This is a genomic window from Porphyromonas levii DSM 23370, from assembly GCF_000379925.1.
GTDB lineage: Bacteria > Bacteroidota > Bacteroidia > Bacteroidales > Porphyromonadaceae > Porphyromonas_A > Porphyromonas_A levii.
The window spans coordinates 13,631-39,442 of sequence record NZ_KB904237.1 but is presented as its reverse complement, the minus strand read 5'-3'; the positions used below and the strand labels follow the sequence as shown (position 1 = coordinate 39,442).

Annotated in this window: 18 protein-coding genes; 3 read left to right on the top strand and 15 right to left on the bottom strand. The window is 50.5% G+C overall.

The window, feature by feature from the left end; translation table 11 throughout:
• Window positions 1–263 precede the first annotated feature (263 nt).
• The 3 genes from A3GG_RS11700 to A3GG_RS0102930 all read left to right on the top strand — a co-directional run bounded on the left by A3GG_RS11700 (window position 264) and on the right by A3GG_RS0102930 (window position 2,745).
• On the top strand, window positions 264–1,055 hold the full coding sequence (locus A3GG_RS11700) for a RagB/SusD family nutrient uptake outer membrane protein (protein WP_018357832.1): 792 nt from the start codon (window positions 264–266) through the stop codon (window positions 1,053–1,055).
• 307 nt (window positions 1,056–1,362) lie between these two features.
• Window positions 1,363–1,992: a type IV toxin-antitoxin system AbiEi family antitoxin domain-containing protein gene (locus A3GG_RS0102935; RefSeq protein ID WP_018357831.1), complete on the top strand. Its 630-nt coding sequence runs from the start codon at window positions 1,363–1,365 to the stop codon at window positions 1,990–1,992.
• A 207-nt stretch (window positions 1,993–2,199) separates the two neighbouring features.
• Complete coding sequence (locus tag A3GG_RS0102930; protein ID WP_018357830.1) at window positions 2,200–2,745, top strand: 30S ribosomal protein S16; 546 nt, start codon at window positions 2,200–2,202, stop codon at window positions 2,743–2,745.
• Between the two features lie 524 nt (window positions 2,746–3,269).
• On the opposite strand, the gene gpmA is transcribed toward A3GG_RS0102930, so the two are convergent.
• The 15 genes from gpmA to A3GG_RS0102855 all read right to left on the bottom strand — a co-directional run bounded on the left by gpmA (window position 3,270) and on the right by A3GG_RS0102855 (window position 25,812).
• Complete coding sequence (gene gpmA, locus A3GG_RS0102925; RefSeq protein ID WP_018357829.1) at window positions 3,270–4,022, bottom strand: 2,3-diphosphoglycerate-dependent phosphoglycerate mutase; 753 nt, start codon at window positions 4,020–4,022, stop codon at window positions 3,270–3,272.
• Between the two features lie 37 nt (window positions 4,023–4,059).
• Window positions 4,060–5,067 carry a polyprenyl synthetase family protein gene (locus A3GG_RS0102920; protein WP_018357828.1) on the bottom strand — a complete coding sequence of 336 codons (1,008 nt, stop codon included), beginning with the start codon at window positions 5,065–5,067 and terminating at the stop codon, window positions 4,060–4,062.
• 19 nt (window positions 5,068–5,086) lie between these two features.
• Window positions 5,087–7,687, bottom strand: a complete 2,601-nt coding sequence (gene mutS / locus A3GG_RS0102915; RefSeq protein ID WP_018357827.1) for a DNA mismatch repair protein MutS — start codon at window positions 7,685–7,687, stop codon at window positions 5,087–5,089.
• Window positions 7,688–7,723: 36 nt separating this feature from the next.
• Entirely contained in the window at window positions 7,724–8,932 is a 1,209-nt protein-coding gene (locus A3GG_RS12760; RefSeq protein WP_018357826.1) for a phosphatase PAP2 family protein, read from the bottom strand.
• 358 nt (window positions 8,933–9,290) lie between these two features.
• Entirely contained in the window at window positions 9,291–10,241 is a 951-nt protein-coding gene (locus A3GG_RS0102905) for a PorV/PorQ family protein (protein WP_033408240.1), read from the bottom strand.
• An 8-nt stretch (window positions 10,242–10,249) separates the two neighbouring features.
• The gene (locus tag A3GG_RS11690) at window positions 10,250–12,979 is read right to left on the bottom strand and encodes a S8 family serine peptidase (RefSeq protein ID WP_018357824.1); all 2,730 of its coding nucleotides are present in this window, start codon (window positions 12,977–12,979) and stop codon (window positions 10,250–10,252) included.
• Window positions 12,979–14,469, bottom strand: a complete 1,491-nt coding sequence (locus A3GG_RS0102895) for a BACON domain-containing protein (RefSeq protein ID WP_083900368.1) — start codon at window positions 14,467–14,469, stop codon at window positions 12,979–12,981. Before A3GG_RS0102895 ends, A3GG_RS11690 begins: the two co-directional genes overlap by 1 nt.
• A gap of 12 nt (window positions 14,470–14,481) precedes the next feature.
• Complete coding sequence (locus tag A3GG_RS0102890) at window positions 14,482–16,164, bottom strand: PL29 family lyase N-terminal domain-containing protein (RefSeq protein ID WP_018357822.1); 1,683 nt, start codon at window positions 16,162–16,164, stop codon at window positions 14,482–14,484.
• A gap of 93 nt (window positions 16,165–16,257) precedes the next feature.
• A complete protein-coding gene (locus A3GG_RS0102885; protein WP_018357821.1) occupies window positions 16,258–17,085 on the bottom strand; it encodes a TrmB family transcriptional regulator in 828 nt (275 codons plus the stop codon).
• Between the two features lie 478 nt (window positions 17,086–17,563).
• A complete protein-coding gene (locus A3GG_RS0102880; RefSeq protein WP_018357820.1) occupies window positions 17,564–20,023 on the bottom strand; it encodes a bifunctional UDP-N-acetylmuramoyl-tripeptide:D-alanyl-D-alanine ligase/alanine racemase in 2,460 nt (819 codons plus the stop codon).
• The gene (locus A3GG_RS0102875; RefSeq protein WP_018357819.1) at window positions 20,020–20,982 is read right to left on the bottom strand and encodes a GSCFA domain-containing protein; all 963 of its coding nucleotides are present in this window, start codon (window positions 20,980–20,982) and stop codon (window positions 20,020–20,022) included. The genes A3GG_RS0102880 and A3GG_RS0102875 overlap by 4 nt, the downstream gene beginning before the upstream one ends.
• A 3-nt stretch (window positions 20,983–20,985) precedes the next feature.
• Window positions 20,986–21,540 (bottom strand): hypothetical protein, encoded by a 555-nt coding sequence (locus A3GG_RS0102870; RefSeq protein WP_018357818.1) that lies wholly within the window; start codon window positions 21,538–21,540, stop codon window positions 20,986–20,988.
• 92 nt (window positions 21,541–21,632) lie between these two features.
• On the bottom strand, window positions 21,633–22,805 hold the full coding sequence (locus A3GG_RS0102865; RefSeq protein WP_018357817.1) for a THUMP-like domain-containing protein: 1,173 nt from the start codon (window positions 22,803–22,805) through the stop codon (window positions 21,633–21,635).
• A gap of 12 nt (window positions 22,806–22,817) precedes the next feature.
• A complete protein-coding gene (locus A3GG_RS0102860) occupies window positions 22,818–23,807 on the bottom strand; it encodes a type I phosphomannose isomerase catalytic subunit (RefSeq protein ID WP_018357816.1) in 990 nt (329 codons plus the stop codon).
• Window positions 23,800–25,812, bottom strand: a complete 2,013-nt coding sequence (locus A3GG_RS0102855; protein ID WP_018357815.1) for an alpha-amylase family glycosyl hydrolase — start codon at window positions 25,810–25,812, stop codon at window positions 23,800–23,802. Before A3GG_RS0102855 ends, A3GG_RS0102860 begins: the two co-directional genes overlap by 8 nt.

Here is a 25,812-nt window from a genome sequence, read left to right as displayed (position 1 = left end):
AGTTTTGTAGTGTGTAGCAGTACATTTGACTCCAAGAAGCCCATATACATGTCGTAGAAAACTGGTATCCATTGCGTAATTAAGCGTTTAGTGGATAATTCGCTCAATTATAATGGATTTCCAGTTTTCTTTCAAATTTTCAAAGAGAAAAATAACCCCGTCGCCCATATCTTGCGGATTTCATCCCGCAAGATGATTGGTGTATACAAGCTGACGCAGGAGTCTCAAGGGATCACGGTAACCGCCATCACGCAGAATATCGGATGAGACCAAAAGATATCGTGTATAATGCAGAGAATGAAGATCCTAGATCCGTTAAGAACGGTGGATTCAATAGCGTAGCTACTCCTGGTGTACTATGGGGTACTGACCTTACTTCTGACATGGGGCTCAACCTGCTTAGTTGGTATGGTATGGTTGATATCTTCACCTATAGTTATGCTGCTGCTGGTGATATGAAGGTGGTTAATAACCGTCTCTATGATCAAATCCGTAATGATGATGTCAGAAAGAAACAGTTTAATGCCGCTGATGAGCCTGTTGAGTTTATCTTAAACCAAAAGGGTAACGATCTCAACTTAAGTATTCCATTACCTAAACTTTTAGGACCTAATGCTGTTTTACTACCTGTCAATAAGTTCTATCCTCCATTGCGTAAGTTTATGGGACAGAGGCATATTGATTCAGATTACATCTATCTGAGAACTGATGAGATGTACCTACTTAATGCTGAGGCAAAGGCAATGCTTGGCAAAGACAACGAGGCTAGGACTGTTCTAAAGAACTATCTGAAGGGTAGAATAGGAGATCTTTCTTATATCGATGCTCTTTCTGGAGATAAGCTAAAGAATGAAATCTTCCTTCAGACTCGTATTGAGTTCGTTGGTGAGGGTCGTGCTTTCCTTGCTCTTAAGAGAATGAAGCAATCTGTTATCCTTGGTGAGAATAGGTTCGACGCTGTAAATAGGAATGTCCAAATTTCTTACAACGACGATCGTATGCACTTTAAGTTGCCAAACAATGAGGTGGTCAACAATCCTAACCTCTACAAGTAATTGAATACAATTTTGTAATGTGGAGGGCGGGCACTTAGAGTGCTCGCCCTCTATTTTTTGCATGTATTTGGAAGGGGGTACTTTCCATAGTAAGACTGATGCATACGAGTAAACTACACGGAGCTGCTTGCAGCATACTGGGCATGTCGTTTACTTCCGTGCAAAGTCTCAGTTGATTGGCGAGCAAACTGGTGAGAATGATGCTGTGTACAGCAATTCTTTATTATGAGGAGGAGCTATTATTTGAGTAGATATCCAAGTATTTCTTAGGATAGTGTTCAGAATATGACTGTATTTGTCTATAGTTATGAGCAGTATTGTAGAGAAGTTTGGAAGGGTACCTATTAGGAGCTCTGTTATTGAGTCGCTTTATCCAAATCATTTGGCAAAGCACCAGAAGGTTATGAACCTAGAAAAGGCGGGTGTTATCATTCGCCTCAAGAAAGGTTTGTATGTCGCAAGTCCAAGGGAAATAGGTAGGGCACTTTCTACTGAACTTATTGCCAATCATATCTATTCACCATCTTATGTTTCGAAGTCGTCAGCCCTTCGGTATTATGGCTTGATTCCAGAGGCAGTATACAGCGTGCAATCCATGACCATCAAACACTCTAGGGTATTTGAGAATGATCTCGGGAGATTTGAGTACGCCTATGTCTCTGAGGAGGTTTTCTCTATTGGTGTCACATCAATGGAGGATAATGGCATTTACTTTTTGATTGCAACACCTGAGAAGGCACTCTGTGACTTGATTGCCAGTTCTCCAAAGCTAAATCTTCGGTACCTCAGGAGTGTAGAGCAATACCTCAGATACGACATTCGCATGGATATGGAGGCATTCTACAGAATGGACGCAAATATTTTTCAAGCGTATATTGATGCTGGTGGTAAGAAGAGTAGTTCTATAGCAATATTGATTAAGTTCTTGAAGCGATGAACAAGATGTACGAAATGATGCTGGCTGATATGATTAAGTTTCAGTAATAGTCGATTGGGGGTCAAATCGTCTTTCGCGAAAGGGGGTAACATTCTCATTATATGAGATATTTATGTATCTTTGCGGGTGCGTTTCACCCCGATAGGTCGTGTACCTGTTTCGGGAGACCGTGGGACGTAGAGTTTATAACATATAAATACCAATACAATGGCAACAGTTATTAGATTGCAAAGACACGGTCGTAAAAATTATCCTGTATACAGGGTCGTCGTTACTGACCGCCGCGCACCACGTGATGGTCGTTTCGTAGAGATCCTAGGTACTTACAACCCTAACACCAACCCAGCTACTATCGACTTGAAGTTCGACAGGGCTCTATACTGGTTGAATGTAGGTGCACAGACTTCTGACACTGCACGTGCTATCCTCTCACGTGAGGGGGTGCTGATGATGAAGCACCTAGAGGGTGGTGTAAAGAAGGGCGCTTTCTCTGAGGAAGAGGTTAAGAAGCGCTTCGAGGCTTGGAAGCAGAATAAGAATGCTGCTACCGACCAGGTGAAGAGCAAGAACGAGGCGGCTAAGCTAGAGGCAGCTAAGAAGGCACTTGAGGCTGAGCGTGAGGTGAACAAGGCTCGCCAAGCTGCGCTTGCTGAGAAGGAGGCAGAGGCTAAGGCTGCTGCTGAAGCTGCAGCAGCGGAGGCTGCTGAGGCTGAGACTCCAGCTGAGGAGAACACCGAGGCTACTGAGGCATAATCTCGCCCTCAAATAGGATAAGCAAATGATATAGTGCAGTGGGGTCTCCCCGCTGCACTATATTTTTGAGCCTTAATGCGAATCGATGGTTACGTACCAATATTAGTGATGGAACTACACCTCACGACCCTAATAGAGGTCGGACTGTCCTTAACGAACGATAATAAAGCATATTAGCGCAGTGTTTGCTAGCCATGGTTGAGGGCGAAGCCCGAGGCCGTGAATGGAGAGTTACACAAACAAAGTCCCCCTCCCTCCCCCTATGTAGTGCGGCAACTGCCGCACTACATAGGGGGAGGGAGGGGGTAAGGGGGAGGGAGGGCGTGGCTAACGAAAACTCACTAATGTAATCAACTAACTATTAATCGGTCAGGCTGTTCTCCTAATAAACATTAGTAATAACTATGTGAGGCTTGTCAAGAAGACATTCTCTCTTTTGACCTTAATCCTAATTTGATTATTAGCTACGTTCCTTTTTGTAGACCTTATAATAACTGTTGCACGAAAGCAAACAACGGTGTTGCTTACTTCTTCTTGCCTTGGTTAGCGACAGCCTCCATCAGCTTCTTCACCTCCTCAGGATCCCCAACGAAGTAGTCCTTCACTAGCTTCATACCATCGTTCTCGTCAAACTCAAATACGTAAGGAACAGCGGTAGGGAGGTTGAGCGAAACGATATCCTCGTCCGAGATGCCCTTGAGCTTCTTGATGATAGCGCGAAGACTATTGCCGTGTGCTGCTACGATCACATCGTTATGCTCCTTAAGTGATGGGAAAATCTCCTGCTCCCAGTAAGGGAGGATGCGCTCGATAGTATCCTTGAGGCTCTCGGTAAGTGGGAGGTCTTTCTTGTCGATACCTGCATAGCGGCTATCGCGGAGTGGTGAACGCTCGTCGTCCTCTGCTAGTGGTGCTGGTGGCACGTCGAAGCTACGGCGCCATACGAGCACCTGCTCCTCGCCATACTTCTCTGCTGTCTCCGACTTATTCAGTCCCTGAAGCATTCCGTAGTGCTTCTCATTGAGGCGCCAAGTCTTACGCACAGGAATCCAATCGAGATCCATCTGGTCGAGCACCGTATTGAGGGTCTTCACCGCACGCTTTAGGTAGCTCGTGAAGGCAAGAGTGAAGTGAAAACCATCGGCTTTCAGCTGCTTACCAGCCTTGACAGCCTCCTCGATACCTTGTGCTGTCAGGTCTACATCTGTCCAGCCTGTAAAGCGGTTCTCAAGGTTCCACTGGCTCTGTCCATGACGAATCAAAACTAATCTCTTCATAAATCTTTCTTACTTATAATGTGAAAATAATATGTTGTTACTTCTTACGCTTGACGATATAATCGGCAACGAGTAAGAGGGCATCACGGCTTTCACAAGCGGGCAATGCCCCAGTTAATATCTCTTTGGCTTCGCTCACCATCTCCTCCATACGGTGTGTGGCATAGTCGATACCGCCTAGCTTCTGGGTAAAACCGATGACGAAGTCGATATCGCTTCTACTCAGTGACTCGTGCCGTAGGAGCTTGAGTACCTTGTCGCGCTCTCGGCTTGGTTGGGCAAGGGCAAAAATGAGCGGAAGCGTCACCTTATGCTCCTGTATATCCTGACCCGAAGGTTTGCCTAGACCTGGTGTGGGACGGTAGTCGAAGATATCGTCTCGTATCTGGAAGGCGCGCCCCAATAGGTTGCCCGCCTGCTCAAGTGCCTCCTGTAGCTTAGGGTCGTCCTGCCCAGCGAGCATGGCACCTATCTTGAGACTGCTCTCTATGAGCGAAGCGGTCTTGCGGTCGATAATCTGTAGGTAACGTTCCTCGGAGTAATCCCCTAGCTCGGCGGTATCCATCTGGAGGATTTCGCCTTCGGAGAGTATCTTCCCGAGTTTTGCCAATTGTAGTACCATCGATTGTGAACCCGCTAGAACCGCCTGAATCATTGCGTTGGAGAGGAGAAAGTCTCCTATGAGCACCGCCTTACGGTTGTCGAAAATCGCATTCATCGAGGGTACACCGCGGCGCGCGTGACTCTCGTCGATGACATCATCGTGCACGAGCGTGGCGACATGCAATAGCTCGATAAAGACCGCACCACTTACGATGTGATCGTTGAGGCGTTCGTAGCAGTTGGCAACGAGCAAAAGGAGAAGTGGACGTACATGCTTAGAGGTCTGCTGGTGCAGTAGTTCCACCGCTTTTTGTAGCGAAGGTACCACACTCTCTATGGCAGAGAAGTATAGCTCATCGAATCGAGCCAGCCCCTCTTGTCCCGCTATTGGCATAGCGGCGAGTAGGCTACTCTTGTGCTCTGTATTTGGCTCTGTATGCATACACGTGTATCTAAATCGGTTATTGGTGCCCCTCTCTACCGCCCGAAAGGAGGCGCTGGATGTTGCTCAACTTATTGAGGGCGTCGAGTGGGGTCAAGGTATTGAGGTCGAGCCCGATTATCTCCTCCCGCACTTGGGAGAGCATAGGGTCGTCCAACTGGAAGAAGCTCAGCTGCACAGGACCCTGCTGCACCTGCTTTTGTGGCAGTCGCTTGGGTTGCTTGCCGCTCTTCTCCTCGCGCTGAGCTGCCGATGCTTCTAGCTCCGCCAGTATCTCTTCGGAGCGGGCAATAATCTCCCGAGGCATACCCGCCAGTTTCGCCACATGGATACCGAAAGAGTGCTCGCTGCCACCGCGTGCCAGCTTGCGGAGGAAGATAATCTTGCCCTCCGCCTCTTGGACGGTGACATTGTAGTTCTTCACCCTTGGGAATATCCCCTCTAGCTCGTTGAGCTCGTGGTAGTGGGTAGCAAAGAGTGTCTTGGCTTTGCCCCTTGGGTGGTCGTGGATATGCTCCACGATTGCTTGTGCAATAGAAATACCATCGTAGGTGCTCGTCCCGCGTCCCAGTTCATCGATAAGCACGAGGCTACGATTGGTAATGCCGTTAAGGATCGCTGCCGCTTCGGTCATCTCCACCATGAAAGTACTCTCCCCACGAGAGATATTATCCGAAGCGCCCACTCTGGTGAAGATACGGTCTACAATCCCAATCTTCGCTGCCGTGGCTGGCACATAGCTCCCCACCTGTGCGAGGAGCACTATCAAGGCGGTCTGCCTGAGGAGTGCCGACTTACCGGCCATATTCGGTCCCGTAATCACCATCACTTGCTGAGCCTCAGTATCTAGGAATAGGTCGTTGGGCACATAGCTCTCACCTGGGGGCATCAGCCGTTCTATCACGGGGTGGCGCCCCGCTTGGATATCTATGGTGTCGCCATTGTCCACGGTGGGGCAAGCGTAACCATACGCCTCCGCAGTAGTAGCAAAGGAGAGGAGCACATCCACCTTGGAAAGTATGGCGGCATCGCTCTGAATCTCCTTGATATACCCCCGTACAAAGGCGACCAATTGGTCGTAAATCTCCGCCTCCAGTATCTGTATCTTCTCCTCCGCTCCCAGTATCTTTCCCTCATACTCCTTAAGCTCGGGGGTGATGTAACGCTCAGCTTGTGTGAGGGTCTGCTTCCTAATCCATTCCTCTGGCACCCGGTCTTTGTGGGTGTTGCGCACCTCGATATAGTATCCAAAGACACTATTGAAAGCCACCTTGAGGCTTGGGATACCCGTCTTTTCGCTCTCCCTATTGCGCAGATCCACAAGATACTCCTTGCCCCCATTGAGGATGCGTCGCAGTTCATCCAGATCCCTATCTACGCCCTCTGCTATCACGCTCCCCTTGCCCACTTGGTTGGGTGTCTCCTCGTGGATGGTTCGCTCTATGCGGTTTGCCACCTCGGTAAGTGGGTCGAGCTGGAGTGCCAATTGCTTCAGCGCCTCCTCGCTACGCTCCAATAGCCGCTCTATCAGTGGCTGCACCAACCTTAGTCCTCCCGCCAGTTGCCGAAGTTCCCGAGGGTTGATTCTCAGTACCGATACCTTACTTGCCAAGCGCTCAATATCGCCCATACCAGCCAGTAGTTCCGCAACCTCGTTCCTCAGTTCTCGGTGACGGAGTAGGGCGGTCACTGCTGCTTGTCGCTCCGCTATCTCCCGCACCTCTAGGAGCGGGAATACGAGCCACCGCTTCAGGAGCCTTCCGCCCATCGGTGTCTTGGTATGGTCTATGACCTGAATCAGTGAAGTGCCGTCCTCCGAGATAGGCTGGAGGATCTCCAGATTGCGCAGGGTGAAACGGTCGAGCTGAACAAAACGGTTCTCCTCTATCTTCCACAGCGCATTGATATGCTTGAGCTCTGAGTGGTGGGTCGCCTCAAGGTAATAGAGGATGGCTCCACACGAGAGAATAGAGAGCTGGTCGCCCTCTATACCAAAGCCCTTGAGGTGCTGCACCTCGAAGTGCTTCAGGAGTTTGTCACGCCCGTAGTCGAGACTGAAGACCCAGTCTTCCAGAGGGTAAAGGTTCAGCTTCTCCCCGAAGAGTCGCGCCACCTCATGCTCTGTCCCACGCTTCACCAGTACCTCCTTAGGGGCGAAGTTGACCACCAACTTCTCCACCTCGTCGGGCATCCCTTGGCTTGCCATAAACTCGCCTGTAGAGAGGTCGAGGAGCGCTAAGCCTGCTCTGCCGTTATTGAGGGTAATAGCTGCAAGAAAGTTATTCGTATTGGCATCGAGTACAGAGTCGTCCATCGTAAGCCCCGGAGTCACTACCTCCGTCACTGCTCGCTTCACTAGCTTCTTGGTGAGCTTAGGGTCTTCTATCTGGTCACAGATAGCCACCCGCTTCCCTTTGCGTACCAGCTTAGGGAGATAGTTGTCGAGCGAATGGTGGGGAAAACCGGCAAGCGGTTCGCCTGCGCGTTTGGTAAGGGTAATGCCCAAGAGGTTGGATACCTCTATGGCGTCGTCGCAGAAGGTCTCGTAGAAGTCCCCCACACGGAATAGCAATATCGCACCGGGGTATTCCTCCTTATACCTCCAGTACTGCTGCATCATTGGCGTATCACCACTCTTCTTAACCACGCTCACTTCCTAAAATATGTATGCCAATCCTACACTACCGCCAAAGCCCTTGAGCCGATATTTGGGGAGGAGGGTATAGTCTACTGCGAGGTTAAGAGCCATACGGTCGGTGAGGACATAGCTCAGTCCCACGCTTGCTTGTGCTACAAAGCCACCTTTGGTCAGCTGTAGGGCTTCGGTACGTGGCGTGCCTCTATACCCTTTGCTTAGCTTAATAGGAAGATGGTAGCCTGCCCCCACCTTGCCATCTACCCATAAGCGCCCATGCCAGAAACCCTGCATGAAGTCGGCGCCCAGCAATACGGCGAAGCTCTGCACACCTTCGGCATGCTCGGGATTGTAGCTCTCCCATAGAGAGCCTTGCATCTGTAGCCCTATCTGTCGGTACATCGGATAGCGTACTAGGAGGCTGACATCGCTTCCCAGCTTGCCTTCGTACGCCCCTTTTATATTGGTGAGGAGGTCACTGCGTCCCTTACGAAGCATCAGGTAGCCCCAAGAGAATGCATTTTCCCGCTCTTCTGTAAGTTCAAATCGTTCTAGTCCTCTGCCCCACATCAGGTCGTTGAGGAGGTAACCAATGTAGGTGGCAGCAATACCCACGCCTGCACCTGTGACCACGTCGGTAGCCCAGTGTCGGTTATTGAGCACCCTGCCCACCGCTGTCAGTGTGGCTACCCCATATCCTGCGGCCGATAGCCAAGGATACCTGCTCCCATACTCGGCATCCAAAATGGTCGCACCAGCAAAAGCGAAAGCGGTATGCCCCGAGGGGAAAGAGTATTGATTGCTTGCGTCGGGTCGGATGCGCTTTGTGAGGTACTTACCGGCATATACGGTACCCATCGCCACAGCATACGATATGGCATGTGCCGAAAGGGCTTCCCAATGGCTTGCCGAACGACCTTCGAGACCAGACAAACGCATCCCCCAAGTAACCCCTAGGGGGACAAACTGAGTAACGTTGTCCCACCCCATTTTGTAACCAGGGGTATAGTGCTCCCTCATCCTAGAGATAGAGACATCCTGCTTGTAGTACATGAAGTCGTATGCCACCATAGGCAGCACCACGCCTAGCCCCATCCTCAATGGCTTAAGATCGACCAGAGAGGTATATGCAGGAGCTTGTACTTGTATGCTATCGGGCTGCTCTTCGCCGGCCATAGGCAAGGCGAGCAACAAGGGCATAAGCGCAACTAGAATCATCTTCTTACTCATGCTACAAATATACCAATTTTGCCTCTAATCGTATACACAGGTCATTACTGCGCTCCACCAGTGCCTATCTAGAGACTGTGGCACGGTGGCGAACTACTGCGTTACTTTCGACATTCGGCTTCGGTCACGTACGTGAGTACGCTCCCGTCAGCCTCAGTCTCAGTGTCTTGTATTTCACCACCGTGCAACGTCTCAGCCGATTTGCAAGCAAATCGGCGAGAATGGCACTTCGTGCAACATTCTCATCTAATAACGAACCTTGCCCAAAAAGAAGGGCTGACCCTATGGATAGGAATCAGCCCTTTTCTTTGCTCGCTACACAATATATATTATATCGGTAGCCGTAATCGCTAGTGGATTAGAAGGCGATATTCAAGCCCAACCTAAGTTGGTTGAACGCACTCCTCTTGGTCATAAGGTAAGCCAAGTCGACCGAAGCAAACTTGTACTGACCACCCAGACCTATAGAGAAGGTATTGAGGTTAGCCCTGTAGTTGTAGCCCGCACGGAGTGAAGCGTACTTCATAAACTCGTACTCTATACCCAAGCCACCAAATACGCGGTTAGAGACAGACGAACGCAGCTCGCAGCCCATCAAGGCAGCCAAGGACACCTCGTGGTCGTCTGACACAAGGACACCCATACGTCCGCCTACCTCCATTGCTGCAGGCAGTCCCACCTCACGCTTACCTACATCGTACTTCATGCCCCAGCCGAAATTGGTCAACGCTGCGGTGATAGAGTAGTCTACTGGCAGACTATAGAGCATAGCTTCGCTAACGTAATTGGCTCCGATAGAGAGCCCGAAGCCCGAGGCATTCAAGCCTTGGTAGCTATGGATATAACTACCCCTCACGAATCCCTGCCATTGCTCAGTGATAGCCATAGTAGCGCCGAGGTCGAGACTAAAGTTATTGGGGCGAACAGCACCTACTTCCATACCAGTCTGGTCTACCACGGTCACCTTGGGGCTCGTCTGAGTCCTAAAGCCTGCCATGATGCTCCACCTAGGGCTGAACTTATAGCCAGCCGAGAGGCTATTCCAGAAGGTGTGTCCCTCTCCACTCTGTGGCAATACCGACATAGAGTAGGAGGCGTACAAGCGGTCACTAGCCTTACCAAAAGAGGTAGGATCACCGTAGAGGTACATGCCACGCCCACCACCTAGGTACGTATGCCCCATACCTGCGCTCTGAGCATCGGGATTGTATTGCATAAACTCCATTGAAGAGTACGCAGTTTGTGCCCGAAGACCTACTGTACTCATCGAGAGTAGTAGAGCTGTTACAGTCCAAAATATACGTTTCATATCCTAGGTTAGTTTTTAATTATGTTTTGCTTGAATACTTTGCCATTGGCGGTGACTTCGAGTACGTAGGAGCCAATCTCAAGCTCTGAAACATTCAGAACCACCTGGCGGTCTTCGTCCTCTCTAACCTTGACAAAGCGCCTCATCTTCTGAGCACCCATAGGCGTCAAGATGGTTATCTGTGCGGAGTACACCTCATCGCTCAAGCGGATATTCAGATCCTTAGCTACTGGCACTGGATAAACCACATACACGATATCGTCCTTTACCACCTGGAGGTCGAAGTTGAGGCGTGCTTTAGCGCCGAAGCTATCCCGAGCGGTCACCTCGATATGGGTGGTGCCCATCTTTATTGGTTTGATGGTGAACTTGTCATCAAGTACCTCCGTGATTGCCACTTGTGGCACAGTAGAGCGTACCTCATATTGGAGCGCATCGCCATCTGGGTCACTAAAGAATTCATTGAGCGAGATGCTCAAGGCTTCATGCTCAAGAGGTAGATACTGCTTTGCCAACGTCTTGGTGAGCAAAGGTGATCTATTCTCAGCCACTACAAAAGGCACCAATAGCTCACTGGTCTGATACTTATTAGAGACCATGAGCTTCAGACCATATTCTCCCATAGGCAATACTCTCCTCAGCTTTATAGATATCTTATTGCCTTCGCGCTTAGAGGTGACACCTTTCAGATCACCTGCCAATGTGTATTCCCAAGGCAAGTTATTAGGCTCCATCACCTCTACCTCTAAGGTATAGGGTTGGGTAGAAGCGAGGTGTATCGTCTCAACCAGAGAGGGTGTAAGGCTTACAGATCGTGCCTGCTTCGTGGTAACTTCAAATAAGTAAGGTGATGAAGTATGTCCCCAGCGGTCTTCGGCTACAATAGCAAAGTGATAGAGGGTATTGATCTTAAGACCCGAAATTACTTGTACAATAGTATCACCGTCTTTCTTCCCAACAGCATTTACACGAATGTGTCCTGCCTTACTAATATTCTTTTTCGTAATAGAACCGTTGCTGCTCCAGAACACATGATAAGCCAAAGCAGTACCATCGTCAGCATCAGCGACGGCCTTCCAAGAAAGAGTTATCTCTTCAAAACTTGTATCAATAGAAGCTGAAGAGACTGATTGAGGGGGGATAGTCCCAGCATCTTGAAGAGCAGCATAAGCATCTAAATATCCTACTCCCATCTTCCCCTTAATGGTTGGATTCACCTCGTCTATGTTGAACGGACGAAGAGAACCAAAGAGTCGACGCTTCAAATCTTCATTAGTGTAACCCTCGCCACCAAACTTGGAAAGGACTAAGGCTGCAACACCAGAAACCACGGGTGTCGCCATTGAGGTCCCCTGCATATAGCCATAAAGTCCTTCGGCAAAAGTATTAAGAATTAGACCTTGAGGGTTACCATAGTCAGAGTCTCCTCCAGGGGCGGAGATATCTATCCAAGAGCCATAATTGGAGTACATAGCACGCTTACCAGATGGTCCTACAGAGGCTACCGCAACATTCTCTGGGTAAGCTGCTGGCATATAATAAAACTCCTTATTATTATTCCCTGCCGAGAAAAATATTATGCCTCCCTTCATAGGAGAATCGGCACGCTGCTTCCCAGAGGAAGCATCCACTCCAGCATTTCTGATAAAATACTCAACACCTGTCTTCACAGAAGGACTGAGGTCGAAGATATTACTTCCAGCACCATAACCCCAAGAATTCTGTGCAATCACGGCTCCATGATCGGCAGCATAGACAAAAGCAGCAGGAACAGAAGCATTGTTATTGAGTTTTGAAGATATAATTTCTAGGCACATCAACTTCGCACCACTCTCGGAACTCCCATCGCCACCAGCAATACCAGCCACCCCAATGCCATTGTTGCGAGTGGCAGCGACCGTCCCAGCAACGTGAGTGCCGTGGTTTTCCGCATCAATCTCTGCCTGATTAAAAACAAAGTTCCAACCGTGTAGGTCACCACCAAACTCAGGCTTTGGATTACGCCAAAGGTTCCCAATAAGATCAGGGTGCGTAATATCCACTCCAGTATCCATAATAGCTACGATTACATTCCCTTTTCCAGTTTCTATTTCCCAAGCCCTTTCTACATTGGCATCCATACCTGCAACAGAATTAGGTAGCCAACCAGTATTATTGAGATACCACTGCTCAGAATAGCGGGGGTCGTTCGGAGCGAACTTCCCTTGAGAACGTGCTTGGGAATAAGATGGAGCAACTATACCTGCTGGGATGGGGGTTGGATCAACGATTATTTGCTCCACTATTTCTATTCCAGGGAGAGCTCTGACAGAAGAGGAGGCACGTGTGAGGGGGTAGTCATCATTGAAAATAAGATCGAACCAAAGATGCAGTCCTGCTGCACGGCGTCGCTCCTTAATAGCTCCCGTACCCTCGGGGAAAACGCGCTTCATCTCCTGAACTCCAACTTCTGCCATCCATTGGTCTAGTGCAGGCACGCCACTACGGAGTGATTGATTCCCTGTAGTCTCTGTAATATGGAGCTGGCTAGCCAACTCTTCGGATAGCTTTACACGCAATAGCCCTTGCTGAAAGATAAGATCACCGGTTAGAGCAACTTCTTCCCTAGTCTGCTCTATTTGTTCTTCAAGAAGATTGTCTTGTAACGGTTTTCGCTCATTCTGACAAGAAGAAAGAATCAACAGTGTCCCAAAAATAACAGGCCAAAGACCTCTCAATATATATTTACTTTCTTTCATTACTTCTCTTCTCTTTGCTCAGGGATCGGTAAATACATAAACATCAAACAAGGCGTACCATCATTGACCCCAGTTACCTGTGCCACTCTGACCCCAAAGATACACCCCTTTTCATCATTACGATAAAGCTGGCGGAAGTCATCTGGTGTTTGCTGATAGAATTTAAAGCCCTCCTTCTTTAGTAGGTTCTTAAATTCGTCTGTCATTAGGTAACTTGTCCCTGCTCGATAGAAGACTTTGGAAATGTCGTAAATAAATGCTCGCATCTGAGTCACTTGGTCACCTTCTTTTGAGAATGAATAATCTCTCCCTATATATGTGGTGTCAAAGATATCGAAGTAAAGGAATGTTGGCTTTGATTTACTACGAGATTGTATGCCGCCATGGGTAGATTCCCATGCCACAACAGCATTCTTATTGAGCTTCTTGATATAGAGCTCGGAGAGAGGAATCTTCTCAAATGTAGGCATGACCTTAGGCTGGCGAGGTACAATCCTAAAGATGATACTAGGGTCTGTATTAGGGATTGCAAAGGCTACATTCGCCACAATCTCATACTTCGCCTCACCTACTTCGGTATGGCGGACATAGACTTTTTCGTGCTGGCTCTCCGCCTTGGCTTGGTAGCCCTCCTTGGTGAGGAAATGATGTAGCCCCTCACTCGTTAGCATCCCAGTATCTTTTGGGTAGAGGGTGGCACCATTGATGATATCCTTGGAGAAGGTGTAGACCACCTTGTAGAAGACAGGACTCTTTGTGAAGTAGGTATGTGCCCCTCCCTTAAGGTAACTATCATCTGTCTCCAATAGACTATGGCGTGCTAGCTCAAACTCCCTCACATCTCGTATATTACTGCCAGGCGTGAGTAAGGGGAGGATGTAGTAAAGGCTACCACTCTGGTGTACCACTATTTCCTCTATCTTTTCGCCAGCCTGTACAAAGAGCTTGGCACTCCGGGAGTCAGTGCTACTATTCTCTTTCACACTAATGTAGAGCAAGCGCTCCTCTACAGAAGCTTTGGCTGTGATCCACTCTGGGGCTGTATTTTCTATAGACCAATTGTCTGATACAGTATTGACCTTGATGGTCTTTTCCTGTTCAATTTGGTCAAACTTCACCTCATTCTTTTGCACCTCCAAAGCACTACGCCCAGCAGCTTGGGTCACCATCAAAGTCTGCGTCACACCAGTACCCTTAGCGTGGACTAGGATACTAGCTTTCCGCTCCTCAGTAGTGCTATTAGGCTGAGCTTTTACTAAGAAAGACCCTAGATTATGCTCTATCTCTACCCAAGACGCATTGGGGTAGGCCTGCCAATAGGTAGCATTGGTCGTCACATTAATTACCTTCTCACTCCCTTGGCTTGGGAAGTCAATGGTACTATAGTCAGAAAGCTCTATACTAATCTCTTCGGGTACTTGTTGCTGGCAGCTCTGCAAGAGTACTGCAAAAACCATCGCAACAGCTATGTATCTTTTCAACGGTTTCATGTTATCTTCTGTTTATTCATTTAGTGTTTTTGTTTTTCCCGTGATGAACTTTACATCTGAAGTAATACCATTCTCCTCGTCATAACCAAAGACGACCAAGACTTGTTCAGTATTTGGACGACGTGGGGCAAAGTCGTTCTTCCCGATAGTGTACTGTCCTCTTTTTTTGAGAACCGCTTTGTCTTTTGCACGCTCGTAAAGCATATCATACAATTTTTCTTTTTCGATAGGGTCTTTACTTTCAAGATACTTTTTGAGAAGTTTCGCATACCCACCCTGCTGCAAAGTAATAGCATATTGCATATTGTCTTTGCTAGGCATTATTTTTGCTATTACTGCATCGCTTGTTGTTTGTATTTCACTAATCTCAAAGGTAAAGTTTGGATCCTTTACAGATTTTTTTAGAGTAAAGATCTTGTAAACTAATTCTCCACTAATCTCTCCCTCCACAGTGAGCCCATAAGCATAAGCAATCATTTCGTCTCCAGGGCGGGCATCTGCACCATAGTCTCTTGGGGTATAAATATGTTTGCCACGATCAAGATACTTAGGTAATACATTGCGCCAAGCATCCTCGGATTTTGTTATGCTAACAAAAAAAGGCTTATCTAGCTTTTCAAAAACTTCTTGTGCATTCTTCGGTTCACGTTTCCCCATGTTCTTTAACCAAGTACTCATTTTCAAACATCCAGCACAATAGGTAGCTGTTTCATTGTCAGGCGTAATATTCAACTTGGCAGAAATCACCTTGATATCTGTGACCTCAAGACTAATGGTCAATAACTTTTTCACCACCACATATATCGTCACTTTCACTTTCCCTACCTTTGCAGTAATTTCGGCTTCTCCAGGTGCTGTGGCCGTCAGAATCCCCTTTTCTACTGTCACCACATCTGGTGCAGTGCTACTCCATTGAATATCATCGAGGGTGTAATGCTCTTGGGGCTCTATCTTCACGTCCAGAGTATAGGTTCCATTTTCATATATTTCCACCTTTTTTTCTTTGATTTCGAGACGTGGTGCTGGTTTTTGTGGGTTAATAGGTTGATCACCACCTGTGCCACTGCCTGCTCCTGTCTTGGAGATGACGAATACTTGCCCCTTAAAGGTGATAACAATGTGGGTACTGGTCTCTTTGATATCCAGTACCTCCTCTATATTCTCACCATTGGCCTTTACTGGAGCAAAGTTGGCATCGAGCACTAGGTGCCAATTCTTGCCATCTAAGCTGTATTCCCAGTAGCCTCTTTCGATCCTTAGCTGTGGAGTGATACCAGGTGCCCCATCTACCCCTTGTGCTCGAATCTTATTGCCGTGTTCATCATACATAAATGCTCCATTCATGGTCCAGTATAGCAGCCCATCGTCAGTGGCACGCTTTACCCCAATGTTAGATGAAGCACCATCTGCTCCGTTTTTGAGGACAATGGTATTTCCATCGCTCATAGTGAGTACGTAGCCACTCTTATCATCTAGTGGGCGCCAACTCTTAATGGTGATATTATCCTCCTGAGCTTTGATTAAAGCCTGAAGAGTCTTGATGTCTCCGTTAGCGATGAGTACTTTCTCTTCCACACGGGTTAACCGTGTTCCGTAATCATCTAAACGACGATAGATTTCGTCAAGATTGGTACAGCTCGACACTAAGATCGCTAGAAAGATCGACCAAAGCAGAGCAAAGTTTCTTCTGTTCATACTTGTTTGCTATTTTATTATTAGTAGTGAAAAAAATATTAATCCTCGAGTAATTTCTTTAGAAGTGAATAACGGCGGTTATGTTTTCATGCGCTAATTAGTTATATCTTTGGCACTATCCCAATACCTCCAAAATACTATTTCTAGCATCTCGTAAAGCTTGGCATGCTCAATAACCACAACTGTTAGGTTTGGTTCGCTCATTAAAGCATCCCTTAAGGGCAACATAACTACCCTTTTATCAAATAGGGTTAATTTCATTGGCAATGATGAAATTATTCTTGCGTTTACACCCGCAGATGCACATTGCCGATAAAAGAAGTTGTCTCCAGAACCCTCTATTTCATGAGCTTCATAAATTACATTCATCTTTACTCCGGACTTGATGATCCGTTCGTTTTCTTCTGCTTCCAAATCCCTTTCCTCTTGGGTCATTACGTAGGGCCCTTTACTCAGCTCTAATATTTCTAGCTTTGCGCTATTCCTGAGTGTCATATATCTATCCAATATCTCCCCTCTACCTTTAAGGATCTCTACGAAATCGTATTCTCCTAGTCTATCGGTACTACTATTGTAAATCGATTGTAGGGTAGTAGATAAAACCTTATAGGTATTGTTGATTTGAGTAAAATGCTCTTTGGCTTCGGCAATCAGTCCTCCTAACGCAATCTTTGGATCTACGGCAGAATACAGTTTCGCTCCACCGTCTTCAGGTAATCGCTCCTTACAAAATCCTATTCGAGTCAGTGAATTAAGCACTTCATATACTTTCGTCCGAGGCACATCCGCAAACTTCGGAATTGCTGAAGGTGTGATTTCTTTGACCCCGAGCAATACTTTATACACTTTAGCTTCTCTTTCTGATAACCCCATCTTAATAAGGCTTTCTATAATATTCGTCTCTTCGAATCGTTCTTCCATAGTTTGTTAGTAATCCTTAAAATAAACTAGATACCCCCGATGAGGTAACAACCGCAAATATATGTATTTTTCATAATAAAAATACTACATGGCGAACCGATATATGTATTTTATGTTTATTTAACTACTGAACCACCGAATCCCTCTCTACTGAGAAGCACCAGCGGCTCGCCTGAGCAACGAAATTTATTCCTAGAGATAAATAAATTTATTTGTACAGATAAATAAATTTATTCCTAGGAATAAATTTCAGTGATATAGGGTATTCAGAATGGGTGTGATGCTGTAGGGCGGCGGTCATTATCAGAGAGGTTGGTGGTGTCGGAGAGGTTGTAGGGGCGAATAATTATTTGCCCCTACAATAGGGGGTGTCGGAGCTCTCCAAAGCGTCCGAGGGCTCCGATTCCACCGATAGTGAGAGCCGAGGGCACTGGCACCACCGATACCACCGAGGTCACCGATCAGGCGGTGGTGTTGGTTATTCGCTGTAGTATTGCCGGGCGATGCGGCTGCTGAGGCGGCTTAGGATCTCGTAGGGGATGGTTTGGCAGGCGTCGGAGAGGCGGGTGATGGGTAGCCCGTCGCCAAAGAGGGTGACCTCGGTGCCCGCCACTGCGCTTGGGGCGTCGGTGAGGTCGAGCATGAGGGTGTCCATGCAGATATTGCCTATGGTGGGTACGAGCGTGCCATCGGGCAGGCGGAAGGTGATATGCCCATTGCCCAAGAGCCTAGGTAAACCATCGGCATAGCCCACGGGAATGATGCCGATGCGGCTGTGGCGCTCTATCTTGCCCTTTCGGCTATAGCCCACGGTCTCTCCCGGATCTAGCTCCTGCACCTGCAGAATCTGTGTGGTGAGGGTGGCTATGGGCTCCAATCCCATCTCGTCCTGCGCGAGAGGGGTAATGCCATAGAGCCCGATACCGAGGCGCACATAGTCCGACCGATATTCAGGAAAACGGATAGCCCCAGCGGTGTTCAGCGCATGCTTGCGTACCGAGTAGCCGAGTCCCGCTTCGAGCCGCTGTTGCACCTCATCGAGTCTTGCCAATTGAGTCCGTGTGAAGTCGTCCTCACTAGGGTCATCGGCAGCGGCTAGGTGGGTGAAGATACTCTCTACCCGTATAGAATGCGAGCGGTGCAGGAGGTCCACCACCTCCGCTACTTCGTGTGGCATAAGCCCCAGACGGTTCATGCCGGTATTCCACTTGAGGTGGATGGGGAGAATGCGGTCGCCATAGGTCTCTGCTGCTTGGCTAAATGCTTGAAGCATCTCCAGACTGAATATTTCGGGCTCTAGTCCGTTCCAAATCAGTTGCCTAAAGGCAGATAGCTCGGGGTTCATCACTAGGATAGGGCTCTTGATGCCCTGCTCCCTGAGTGTCCTGCCCTCATCTACCACCGCAACCGCAAGGTAGTCGGTTCCCGCCCTTTCGAGCGTACGTGCTACCTCGTAGGCGCCCGCACCGTAACCATTTGCCTTGATCATGCAGATTGTGCCCATCCCCTTGGGGAGCTTGGTGCGGAGGGTGTGGTAGTTGTGTGCTAGTCGGGTGAGGTTGATACTGAGGATGGTCTGGTGCGTCTGGACCTTCCAGTTCTCAATGACCCTACCAAACTGCGAGGAGTTACTGCCCTTGAGGAGCACGATATGCCCGGCTAGTAGACTGTAGGGCAGCCCCTTATCCAGCGATGCCCAGTCGGGAAACCACCCGTCCACCTGCCGGAAGAGTGCTCTTTGCTCCACTATCCGTTGCCCCACGAGGTAGAGCCTATCGATATGGTACTGCCCGAGGAGCTGCGCCACCCTCGCATAGAGTTCGCCGGTATTGTGGCTACTATCCTCCATATCGCTAAGGATTAGAGCGGTAGGGAGCCCCTCTGGGTTGCGCCGCTTCATGAAGTCGAGAGCGGTTCGGAGCGAATCGTAGTCCGAATTGTAACTGTCATTGATGAGCAACATCTGCCCCTTGCCTTCGAGCACCTCTAGGCGCATGGTGATAGGCTTGAGGTGGGCAAACTGCTCTAGAGTAGCCACCGCTTGTGGTGCTATTTGGCTCGCAATGAGGAGCGTGAGGAGGGTGTCATCGATGGTACCTTGGTCTAGGAAGGGCAGCTCTAGCACTATGCGTTGGCGTGCGAGCGTGCCTGTGATGGTCACGCCTGTGGGGTGGTACTCCTGGCTCTGGATAAAGAGCGTAGCTCCCGACCACTCGCGGCTCCAGTAGAGCGTCTTGGGTGCCAGCCCCATCGTCTCTATCTGGGTTCGGATTAGGGGGTTGTCGTAAGGCGCAAAGAGGGTACGGCAGTTGCGGAAAAGCTGGAGCTTCTCTGCCACCTTCTGCTCTAGGCTCTCGAAATGCTGCTGGTGCGCTTCCCCGATATTGGTGATGGCGCCATAGGTGGGACGGATGATGGCTTCGAGCCGAGCCATTTCGCCAGGGCGCGAGATACCTGCCTCTATGATACCGAGTGCTTGGGTATCCTCCAATCCCCAGAGCGATAGCGGCACGCCTATCTGACTATTGTAGCTTCGGGGCGAGCGACCTACCGAGAGGGTGGGGGAGAGGAGCTGATAGAGGAGTTCTTTTGTGGTGGTCTTGCCATTGCTGCCCGTGATGGCGAGGATAGGCATAGCCAGCTGTGCTCGCCGTGCTTGCCCTACGGTTTGGAGTGCCTCGAGGGTATCGGGGACTTGGATAAATACTGCGCCAGGGTAGGTGCCTTCGATGGCTTTGGAGACGACAAAAGCCCGCACCCCTTCGTTGTAGAGCTGCGGGATATAGCTATGCCCATCGCCACGAGGGGTGACGAGCGCAAAGAATAGTGTACTCTGTGGAAAAGTGAGCGAACGGCTATCGGTGAGCAGTAGCTCTATCTCCCTATCCTCAGTAGGGATAGCTCCGCCTAGGAGGGCGGATAGGTCTGTCAGTTTCATCGGCAATACTTATCAATCTGTGACGCCAGCTCTTGCACGTAGGGGTGGCTGGTTTCATCGGCAAAAGTAGCCAATTTTTGCGCTACAGTGTTATAATGTGCCGCTATTTTTAGGGGGTCAGTGGTGAGGGGACGGTGCTGCGCTAGGCGGAGGAGTTGCGCCCAACGGCGGTCGAAGTCGCTCTCGGGCTCTAGAGCAAAGTCCTGGAAACGGCTGAGGATGTACCGCACAGCCTGAGGGGTGGGGTGCGCCATGTCCTCCTCGAAGTAACGGTAGTCGCGTAGCTCATCGAGCTGAATCTCGTAGCTCGGGAAGTAGTGGATGCCCTCGCCCTGTAGGGCATCGATGGCGAGGAGGAGGGTGGACTTGGAGAGGCGGCTCTCGTGCGCTCCATCGCGGTAATGGGGGATGGGGCTGACGGTGAAGAGCACTTCGGCATCTCGGGCACGAAGCTCGGTAAGGAGCGGTTGCCAAGTGGCGACAATCTCCTCTACCGTAAGGCGTCGGCGGTGGAAGTACTTGGCGGGCAGGCGGTGGCAGTTATTGACCACCGTGCCGCTCTCTCCCCACTCATAGACATAGGCGGTACCGAAGGTGAAGACCCATAGACGGGTATCGGGCAGGGTGTGCCAAGCCTCTTCGAATGCCCCGAGTATCTGTGTCCGTGCTGCGTCTTCGGTAGTGCCCGAGTAGCTGCCGTGGTGCATGAGGCTATGCCAAGTGCCTTCGTGCTCTAGGAGATGAAGCTCGGGACGATGCGCAAGGAGCCGCTCCAATCCCTCCGCCATGGAGAGGGGATTGTACATGATGCCGAAGGGCGAAAAGCCCGCATGGTAGAGGCGGGTGTAGAGGTGCTGCTGAAGCTCTTGGGCAAAACAAGAGCCCCAAAGGCTGATTCTATCGTGTCGGCCATAGCGGTGTGCCAATGGCTTTAGGACGACTTCCTTGCGCCACTCCATAGTCTAGCGGGGGAGGATGGTGGCAATGGAAAGACGGTCTGCCAGCTGGAGGTTGCTCTGGGGGGGCTGATGTGCCTCTACCGTAGCATAGGCAGGGTGCAGAGTAGGCGTCTCTAGCCATGTGAGCTCCGCCTCTGCTCCGTGCGAGGTATAGGCGTGCTCGAGATAGGTGGTGGTACCGCTCTGGAGTAGCCATTGGAGGTTGTCGAGGAGGTCGGGCGCAAAGGCGCGGGTGCCACTGATGGCGAGCCATACAAAGCCCACTACCTTGCCCTCGTAGTCGCCAAACCTAGTGTAGAGGTCGCATTGCAACTTATTGTGCCCCTGTAGTATCTGGGTGCGATTGACCTCTGCGAGCAGACGGTCGTGGAGTACCTCGGCATCCTCATGGCTGTAGAGGAGGAAGGGGTATTGTCCGTCGTACCCTAGGGTATTGAAGAACTTAGTCCAGTCGGCTTTCTCCAATAGGAAGGGGATAGAGAGGTCTATGGCGGTCAGTTCGTCATCGCCCCAAGCCTCTTCTTCCTCCGCTCGGAGGTTGTATTCATTTTCGTTCATAGCTGTCTATTAATTACCATTCGATGGACTAAGATACCATATTTTGGGCAAAGCAGCCGTGCACTTAGGCTCTAGGACAGAAGCGGGTGCACTTAGGTGGCGAGGAGGAAGTGGCGTTTGCCCAAGCTATCGGCATAGGCAATGAGGAAGCAGTCGCCCCCTTCGGTGATTCGGAGCTGCCGACGCAGTTGGTCGGTAGAGGTGGGGAGGTTCTTGGTGATGAGGTGGAGCGGCTTTTGGGTCACCTTCTTCAGCCACCGTTTATCGCCTAAGTTGTGCTCTAGGATAGTGAAGGTGCGCCCTGGGAAGTCGGTCAGCTCTGTCCGAGAGAAGTAGAGGTGGGTATGGGCGGCTGGTTGCCACACCTCGAAGGGGAGGGCAAAGGTGTCGTAGCCTACCTTGGAAAAGGCAGGGTAGAGGTCGTGCACAAAGGCACCTATCTCGGGCGAGATGGGGGTGGTTTGTTGGGTAGTGGGGCGGGTGCTGTAGCTGAGAGTGTGGTGGGCTTGTAGCTCCACGGCAGTGATGCATCCCGTAGCCGAAGGGTGGAGGTGCAGGAGTAGCTCCTTTGCTTCCCGCTTCAGCGAGACCACGTAGATATCGAAGGTGTAGGGTAGTCGCTCGCGGAGGTAGGTGAGGTCTGCCATGGGCGAGAGCTTAATGAGGTATTGGCTCCGTGGCGCTACCGCTTGTAGCTTAGGGATGAGCGTGGTGATATCGGGAGCGCACTCCTCTATAAGGAATACCCTTGCCGTAGCGCCCGGACGGCGGTCGGGGTCGAGGTAAATGAGCTGTGGCTGGAGCGCTTCGGCTAGTGCCATGCCTCGCTCCTCTGCCTTCCCACTGTAACAGGTGATATTGCTCTGCCCTAGTGCGAGGAAATTATGGGCGGCAAGCTCAGCTCTCTCGGGCGAAGCATCGAGGTAAGTGACCCCCTCCGCTTTCTGTGCTAGTGCATAGCTATCTGCGCCCATCCCACCACTAAGGTCGAGGATCTGCCAGTGGGGCTCTATAAATCGGAGCTTATACGCCGAGGTCTCGGGGCTAGAGGATTGCTCCACTACCACCGGCTGAGGGATAAATACCGCCTTTGCCTCGGCCCACCTAGGGTGTTTGAGAGCGAGCTTCTGCCGTGCCTGAATAGCGCTTAGGGCTTCAGAAAGAGCAAAGCCCTGAGGGGCGTTTTTGCTCCTCAGGGCTAGGGTGCGTACGTCCTCATCCCTATGCGCCCATACGTAATCGATCAGCTCTTGGCTTGGCAGCATAGTGGCGGGGATTTATACTTTGGGTACGTAGCTCTCAACTACCTTGGCACCAGTGGTGGCAAGGTGGAGTTGGTGGATACAGGCAGGGAGGAGGAGGAATTGACCTTTCTCCAGATGCACCTCGCCATTCACCACTACCACGCCCTCCTCTACAAAGAGGATGGTGAAGGAGTCGCGCTCCGAGAGGTCGCAATGGTAATCATCGGTGAGCTGCAGTAGGCTCGTACGGAAGTATGGGCTCTCTGCTAGGAGAATTGGGTGGTTCTCTACCGTGCGGTCGTATGGCTCTGCGCCGTGGTCGTTGATACTGTAATCGATGACCTTAGCGGCATCCTCTATATGTAGTTCACGGGTATTGCCCTGCGCATCCTTACGATTGAAGTCGAAGAGACGGTAGGTGATCTTGCTCGCTTGCTGTATCTCCAGGAGTAGGTTGCCTGCCCCTATGGTGTGCACCTTGCCCGCTGGGAGGTAAAACACATCGCCTACGTGTGCCGTGTGGCTATCGAGATACTGCATCACTTCATCTGTCTTCACCAGCTCAGGGAGGTCGGTAGGATTGGTCTGCTTGCGCCATCCTGCCCTTATCTGAGCCTCCTTGGTGTGCTCTAGGATATACCACATCTCGGTCTTGCCCCAGCTGCCGTCGTGGCGTACCTCGGCATAGCTGTCGTTGGGGTGTACCTGCACGCTAAGGTCTTGGTTGGAGTCTATGAGCTTTACGAGTAGGGGGAACTTGCCGCCGAAGCGGTCGAAGACCTGCTGCCCTAGGAGCTGGCTCCCATACGCCTCGGTAACCTCTATGAGGCTTTTACCCTTTAGGGCGCCCTCCGAGACTACCGAAGCATCGCCCTCCATAGGGGAGATCTCCCAAGTCTCACCGATACCCTCGGCAGGTGCTGTGGTGCCTTTGTACTGATAAATCCTATTGCCGCCCCAGATGGTCTGCTTGTAGGCCTCCTGAAAGCGAAGGGGGTAGAGTGGAATCTGTTGGTTACTCATCAATCTTTCTAAGTATCATGGCAGTGCGGGCGGGTATGTACTGACTGAGCCAGCCTCTGCCATCGAAGTTAAACTCTGGGTCGCACATCGTGAAGTGCGCCACATTCATATCTATTAGCCCTTGCCCACCGAAGCGCTCTTCGTCGCTAGTGAGGACGACCTCGTACTTGCCTGCAGGGGCGGGGAACTTGTAGTCCACGAAGGATTGGGTGGGGTTGAAGTTGTAGATGAAGACATAGGTGCCACGCACGTAGATAAGCACTTGGTCGTCGCCCTTCTCCCATAGTTGGCGCAGGGGTAGTAGGTGGAAGTTGGGCGCCTCCGTCATCAGCTGGAGCACTGCCTTATCCCACTCCGCTAGCTGTCCGTAGCGTAGGAAGCCATTCTCTTCGAGGCTCCACTGTCGGCGTGCGTACTTGTAGCTCCAGCCATTGCCCTCCCGAGGGAAGTCTATCCACTCGGGGTGCCCAAACTCATTGCCCATAAAGTTGAGGTACCCACCATTGGTGGTGGTCATGGTCACCATGCGAATCATCTTGTGGAGGGCTACGCCACGGGCTACCGCTTGGTTCTGATCCGCTTTGTCCATGTGCCAATACATCTCCTTATCTATAAGGCGGAATATGAGGGTCTTATCCCCCACAAGGGCTTGGTCGTGGCTCTCGGCATAGCTAATGCTCATCTCGTTCTGGCGTCGGTTGGTGCACTCCCACCAGATAGAGCCGGTACGCCAATCCTCATCCCTCAGTTCCTTGATGGTCTTGATCCAGAAGTCGGGGATGTTCATAGCCAGACGGTAGTCGAAGCCATAGCCTCCTTCGGTGATGGGGAGCGCTAGCCCCGGCATGCCGCTCACCTCCTCCGCTATGGTGATAGCGTGAGGGTAGACCTCATGAATCAGTTTATTGGCCAGCGTAAGGTAATCGATGGCATCGGGGTCTTGCCCGCCATCGTAGTAATCATTGTAGGTACAGAAGCTCTTTTCTATGCCGTGGTTGAAGTAGAGCATAGAGGTGACGCCATCGAAACGGAAACCATCGAAGCCAAACTCCTCGAGCCAGTACTTGCAATTGGAGAGCAAGAAGTGGAGTACCTCGTGCTTACCGTAGTCGAAGCACATAGAGTTCCACTGCGGGTGTACCATACGCTCGCCCGAGTGGAAGAACTGTGTGTGGGTGCCGTCGTACTTAGCCAGACCCTCCACTTCATTCTTAGCGGCATGGGAGTGTACTAAGTCCATAATCACCACCAGCCCCATACCGTGCGCCGTATCTATAAGGTGGCGAAGGTCGTCGGGCGTGCCAAACCTTGAGGAAGGGGCAAAGAAGCTCGACACCTGGTAACCGAAGGAACCGTAATAAGGGTGCTCCATGATGGCCATAAGCTGCACCGCATTGTACCCCTTAGCCTTAATCTTGGGGAGCACTTCGGTCTCGAACTCGCGGTAGGTGCCCACACGCTCCTCCTCGGTAGCCATACCGATATGCGCTTCATAGATAAGGAGCGGTTCATCGTGGAGCAATGCCCTCGGGTGCTTAGGCACATAAGGGGTTTCCGGTGCCCATACCGAAGCACAGAAAGCATACGTCTTGGGGTCTTGCACCACGTACCTCGCCCAGGCTGGTATACGTTCGCCCTCGCCTCCATTCCACACCATGTAGAGCTTGTAGTGGTCACCGTGCCCTATCTTCTCTAGTGGCAGCCTAAGCTCCCACTGCCCATTATCAATAGGGGTGAGCGCATACTCGGGGCTCCTCTGCCAGCCATTGAAGTCGCCAATGAGGTAGACAGCGGTGGCATTGGGTGCCCATTCGCGGAGGGTCCACTCGCTTGCCCCTCGGAAGAGACCGAAGTGGAGGTGCCCTGTGGCGAAGTCGCCGAGTGTGACGGAAGCGCTACCCAATAGCTCTGCTTCCTTTCTTATTACCCCCTCGTGTCGTCCCATGATTGCCTCCTTGTGCTTCGCTAGCCAAGGGTCGTTGCGTAGTAGTCCTAGCTCCTTCAT

Excerpts from the sequence above, each read along its gene's own strand:
- A3GG_RS11700 (WP_018357832.1), top strand. The coding sequence starts at position 264 with ATGAGACCAAAAGATATCGTGTATAATGCAGAGAATGAAGATCCTAGA.
- A3GG_RS0102935 (WP_018357831.1), top strand. The coding sequence starts at position 1,363 with ATGAGCAGTATTGTAGAGAAGTTTGGAAGGGTACCTATTAGGAGCTCT.
- A3GG_RS0102930 (WP_018357830.1), top strand. The coding sequence starts at position 2,200 with ATGGCAACAGTTATTAGATTGCAAAGACACGGTCGTAAAAATTATCCT.
- gpmA (WP_018357829.1), bottom strand. The coding sequence starts at position 4,022 with ATGAAGAGATTAGTTTTGATTCGTCATGGACAGAGCCAGTGGAACCTT.
- A3GG_RS0102920 (WP_018357828.1), bottom strand. The coding sequence starts at position 5,067 with ATGCATACAGAGCCAAATACAGAGCACAAGAGTAGCCTACTCGCCGCT.
- mutS (WP_018357827.1), bottom strand. The coding sequence starts at position 7,687 with ATGATGCAGCAGTACTGGAGGTATAAGGAGGAATACCCCGGTGCGATA.
- A3GG_RS12760 (WP_018357826.1), bottom strand. The coding sequence starts at position 8,932 with ATGAGTAAGAAGATGATTCTAGTTGCGCTTATGCCCTTGTTGCTCGCC.
- A3GG_RS0102905 (WP_033408240.1), bottom strand. The coding sequence starts at position 10,241 with ATGAAACGTATATTTTGGACTGTAACAGCTCTACTACTCTCGATGAGT.
- A3GG_RS11690 (WP_018357824.1), bottom strand. The coding sequence starts at position 12,979 with ATGAAAGAAAGTAAATATATATTGAGAGGTCTTTGGCCTGTTATTTTT.
- A3GG_RS0102895 (WP_083900368.1), bottom strand. The coding sequence starts at position 14,469 with ATGAAACCGTTGAAAAGATACATAGCTGTTGCGATGGTTTTTGCAGTA.
- A3GG_RS0102890 (WP_018357822.1), bottom strand. The coding sequence starts at position 16,164 with ATGAACAGAAGAAACTTTGCTCTGCTTTGGTCGATCTTTCTAGCGATC.
- A3GG_RS0102885 (WP_018357821.1), bottom strand. The coding sequence starts at position 17,085 with ATGGAAGAACGATTCGAAGAGACGAATATTATAGAAAGCCTTATTAAG.
- A3GG_RS0102880 (WP_018357820.1), bottom strand. The coding sequence starts at position 20,023 with ATGAAACTGACAGACCTATCCGCCCTCCTAGGCGGAGCTATCCCTACT.
- A3GG_RS0102875 (WP_018357819.1), bottom strand. The coding sequence starts at position 20,982 with ATGGAGTGGCGCAAGGAAGTCGTCCTAAAGCCATTGGCACACCGCTAT.
- A3GG_RS0102870 (WP_018357818.1), bottom strand. The coding sequence starts at position 21,540 with ATGAACGAAAATGAATACAACCTCCGAGCGGAGGAAGAAGAGGCTTGG.
- A3GG_RS0102865 (WP_018357817.1), bottom strand. The coding sequence starts at position 22,805 with ATGCTGCCAAGCCAAGAGCTGATCGATTACGTATGGGCGCATAGGGAT.
- A3GG_RS0102860 (WP_018357816.1), bottom strand. The coding sequence starts at position 23,807 with ATGAGTAACCAACAGATTCCACTCTACCCCCTTCGCTTTCAGGAGGCC.
- A3GG_RS0102855 (WP_018357815.1), bottom strand. The coding sequence starts at position 25,812 with ATGAAGGAGCTAGGACTACTACGCAACGACCCTTGGCTAGCGAAGCAC.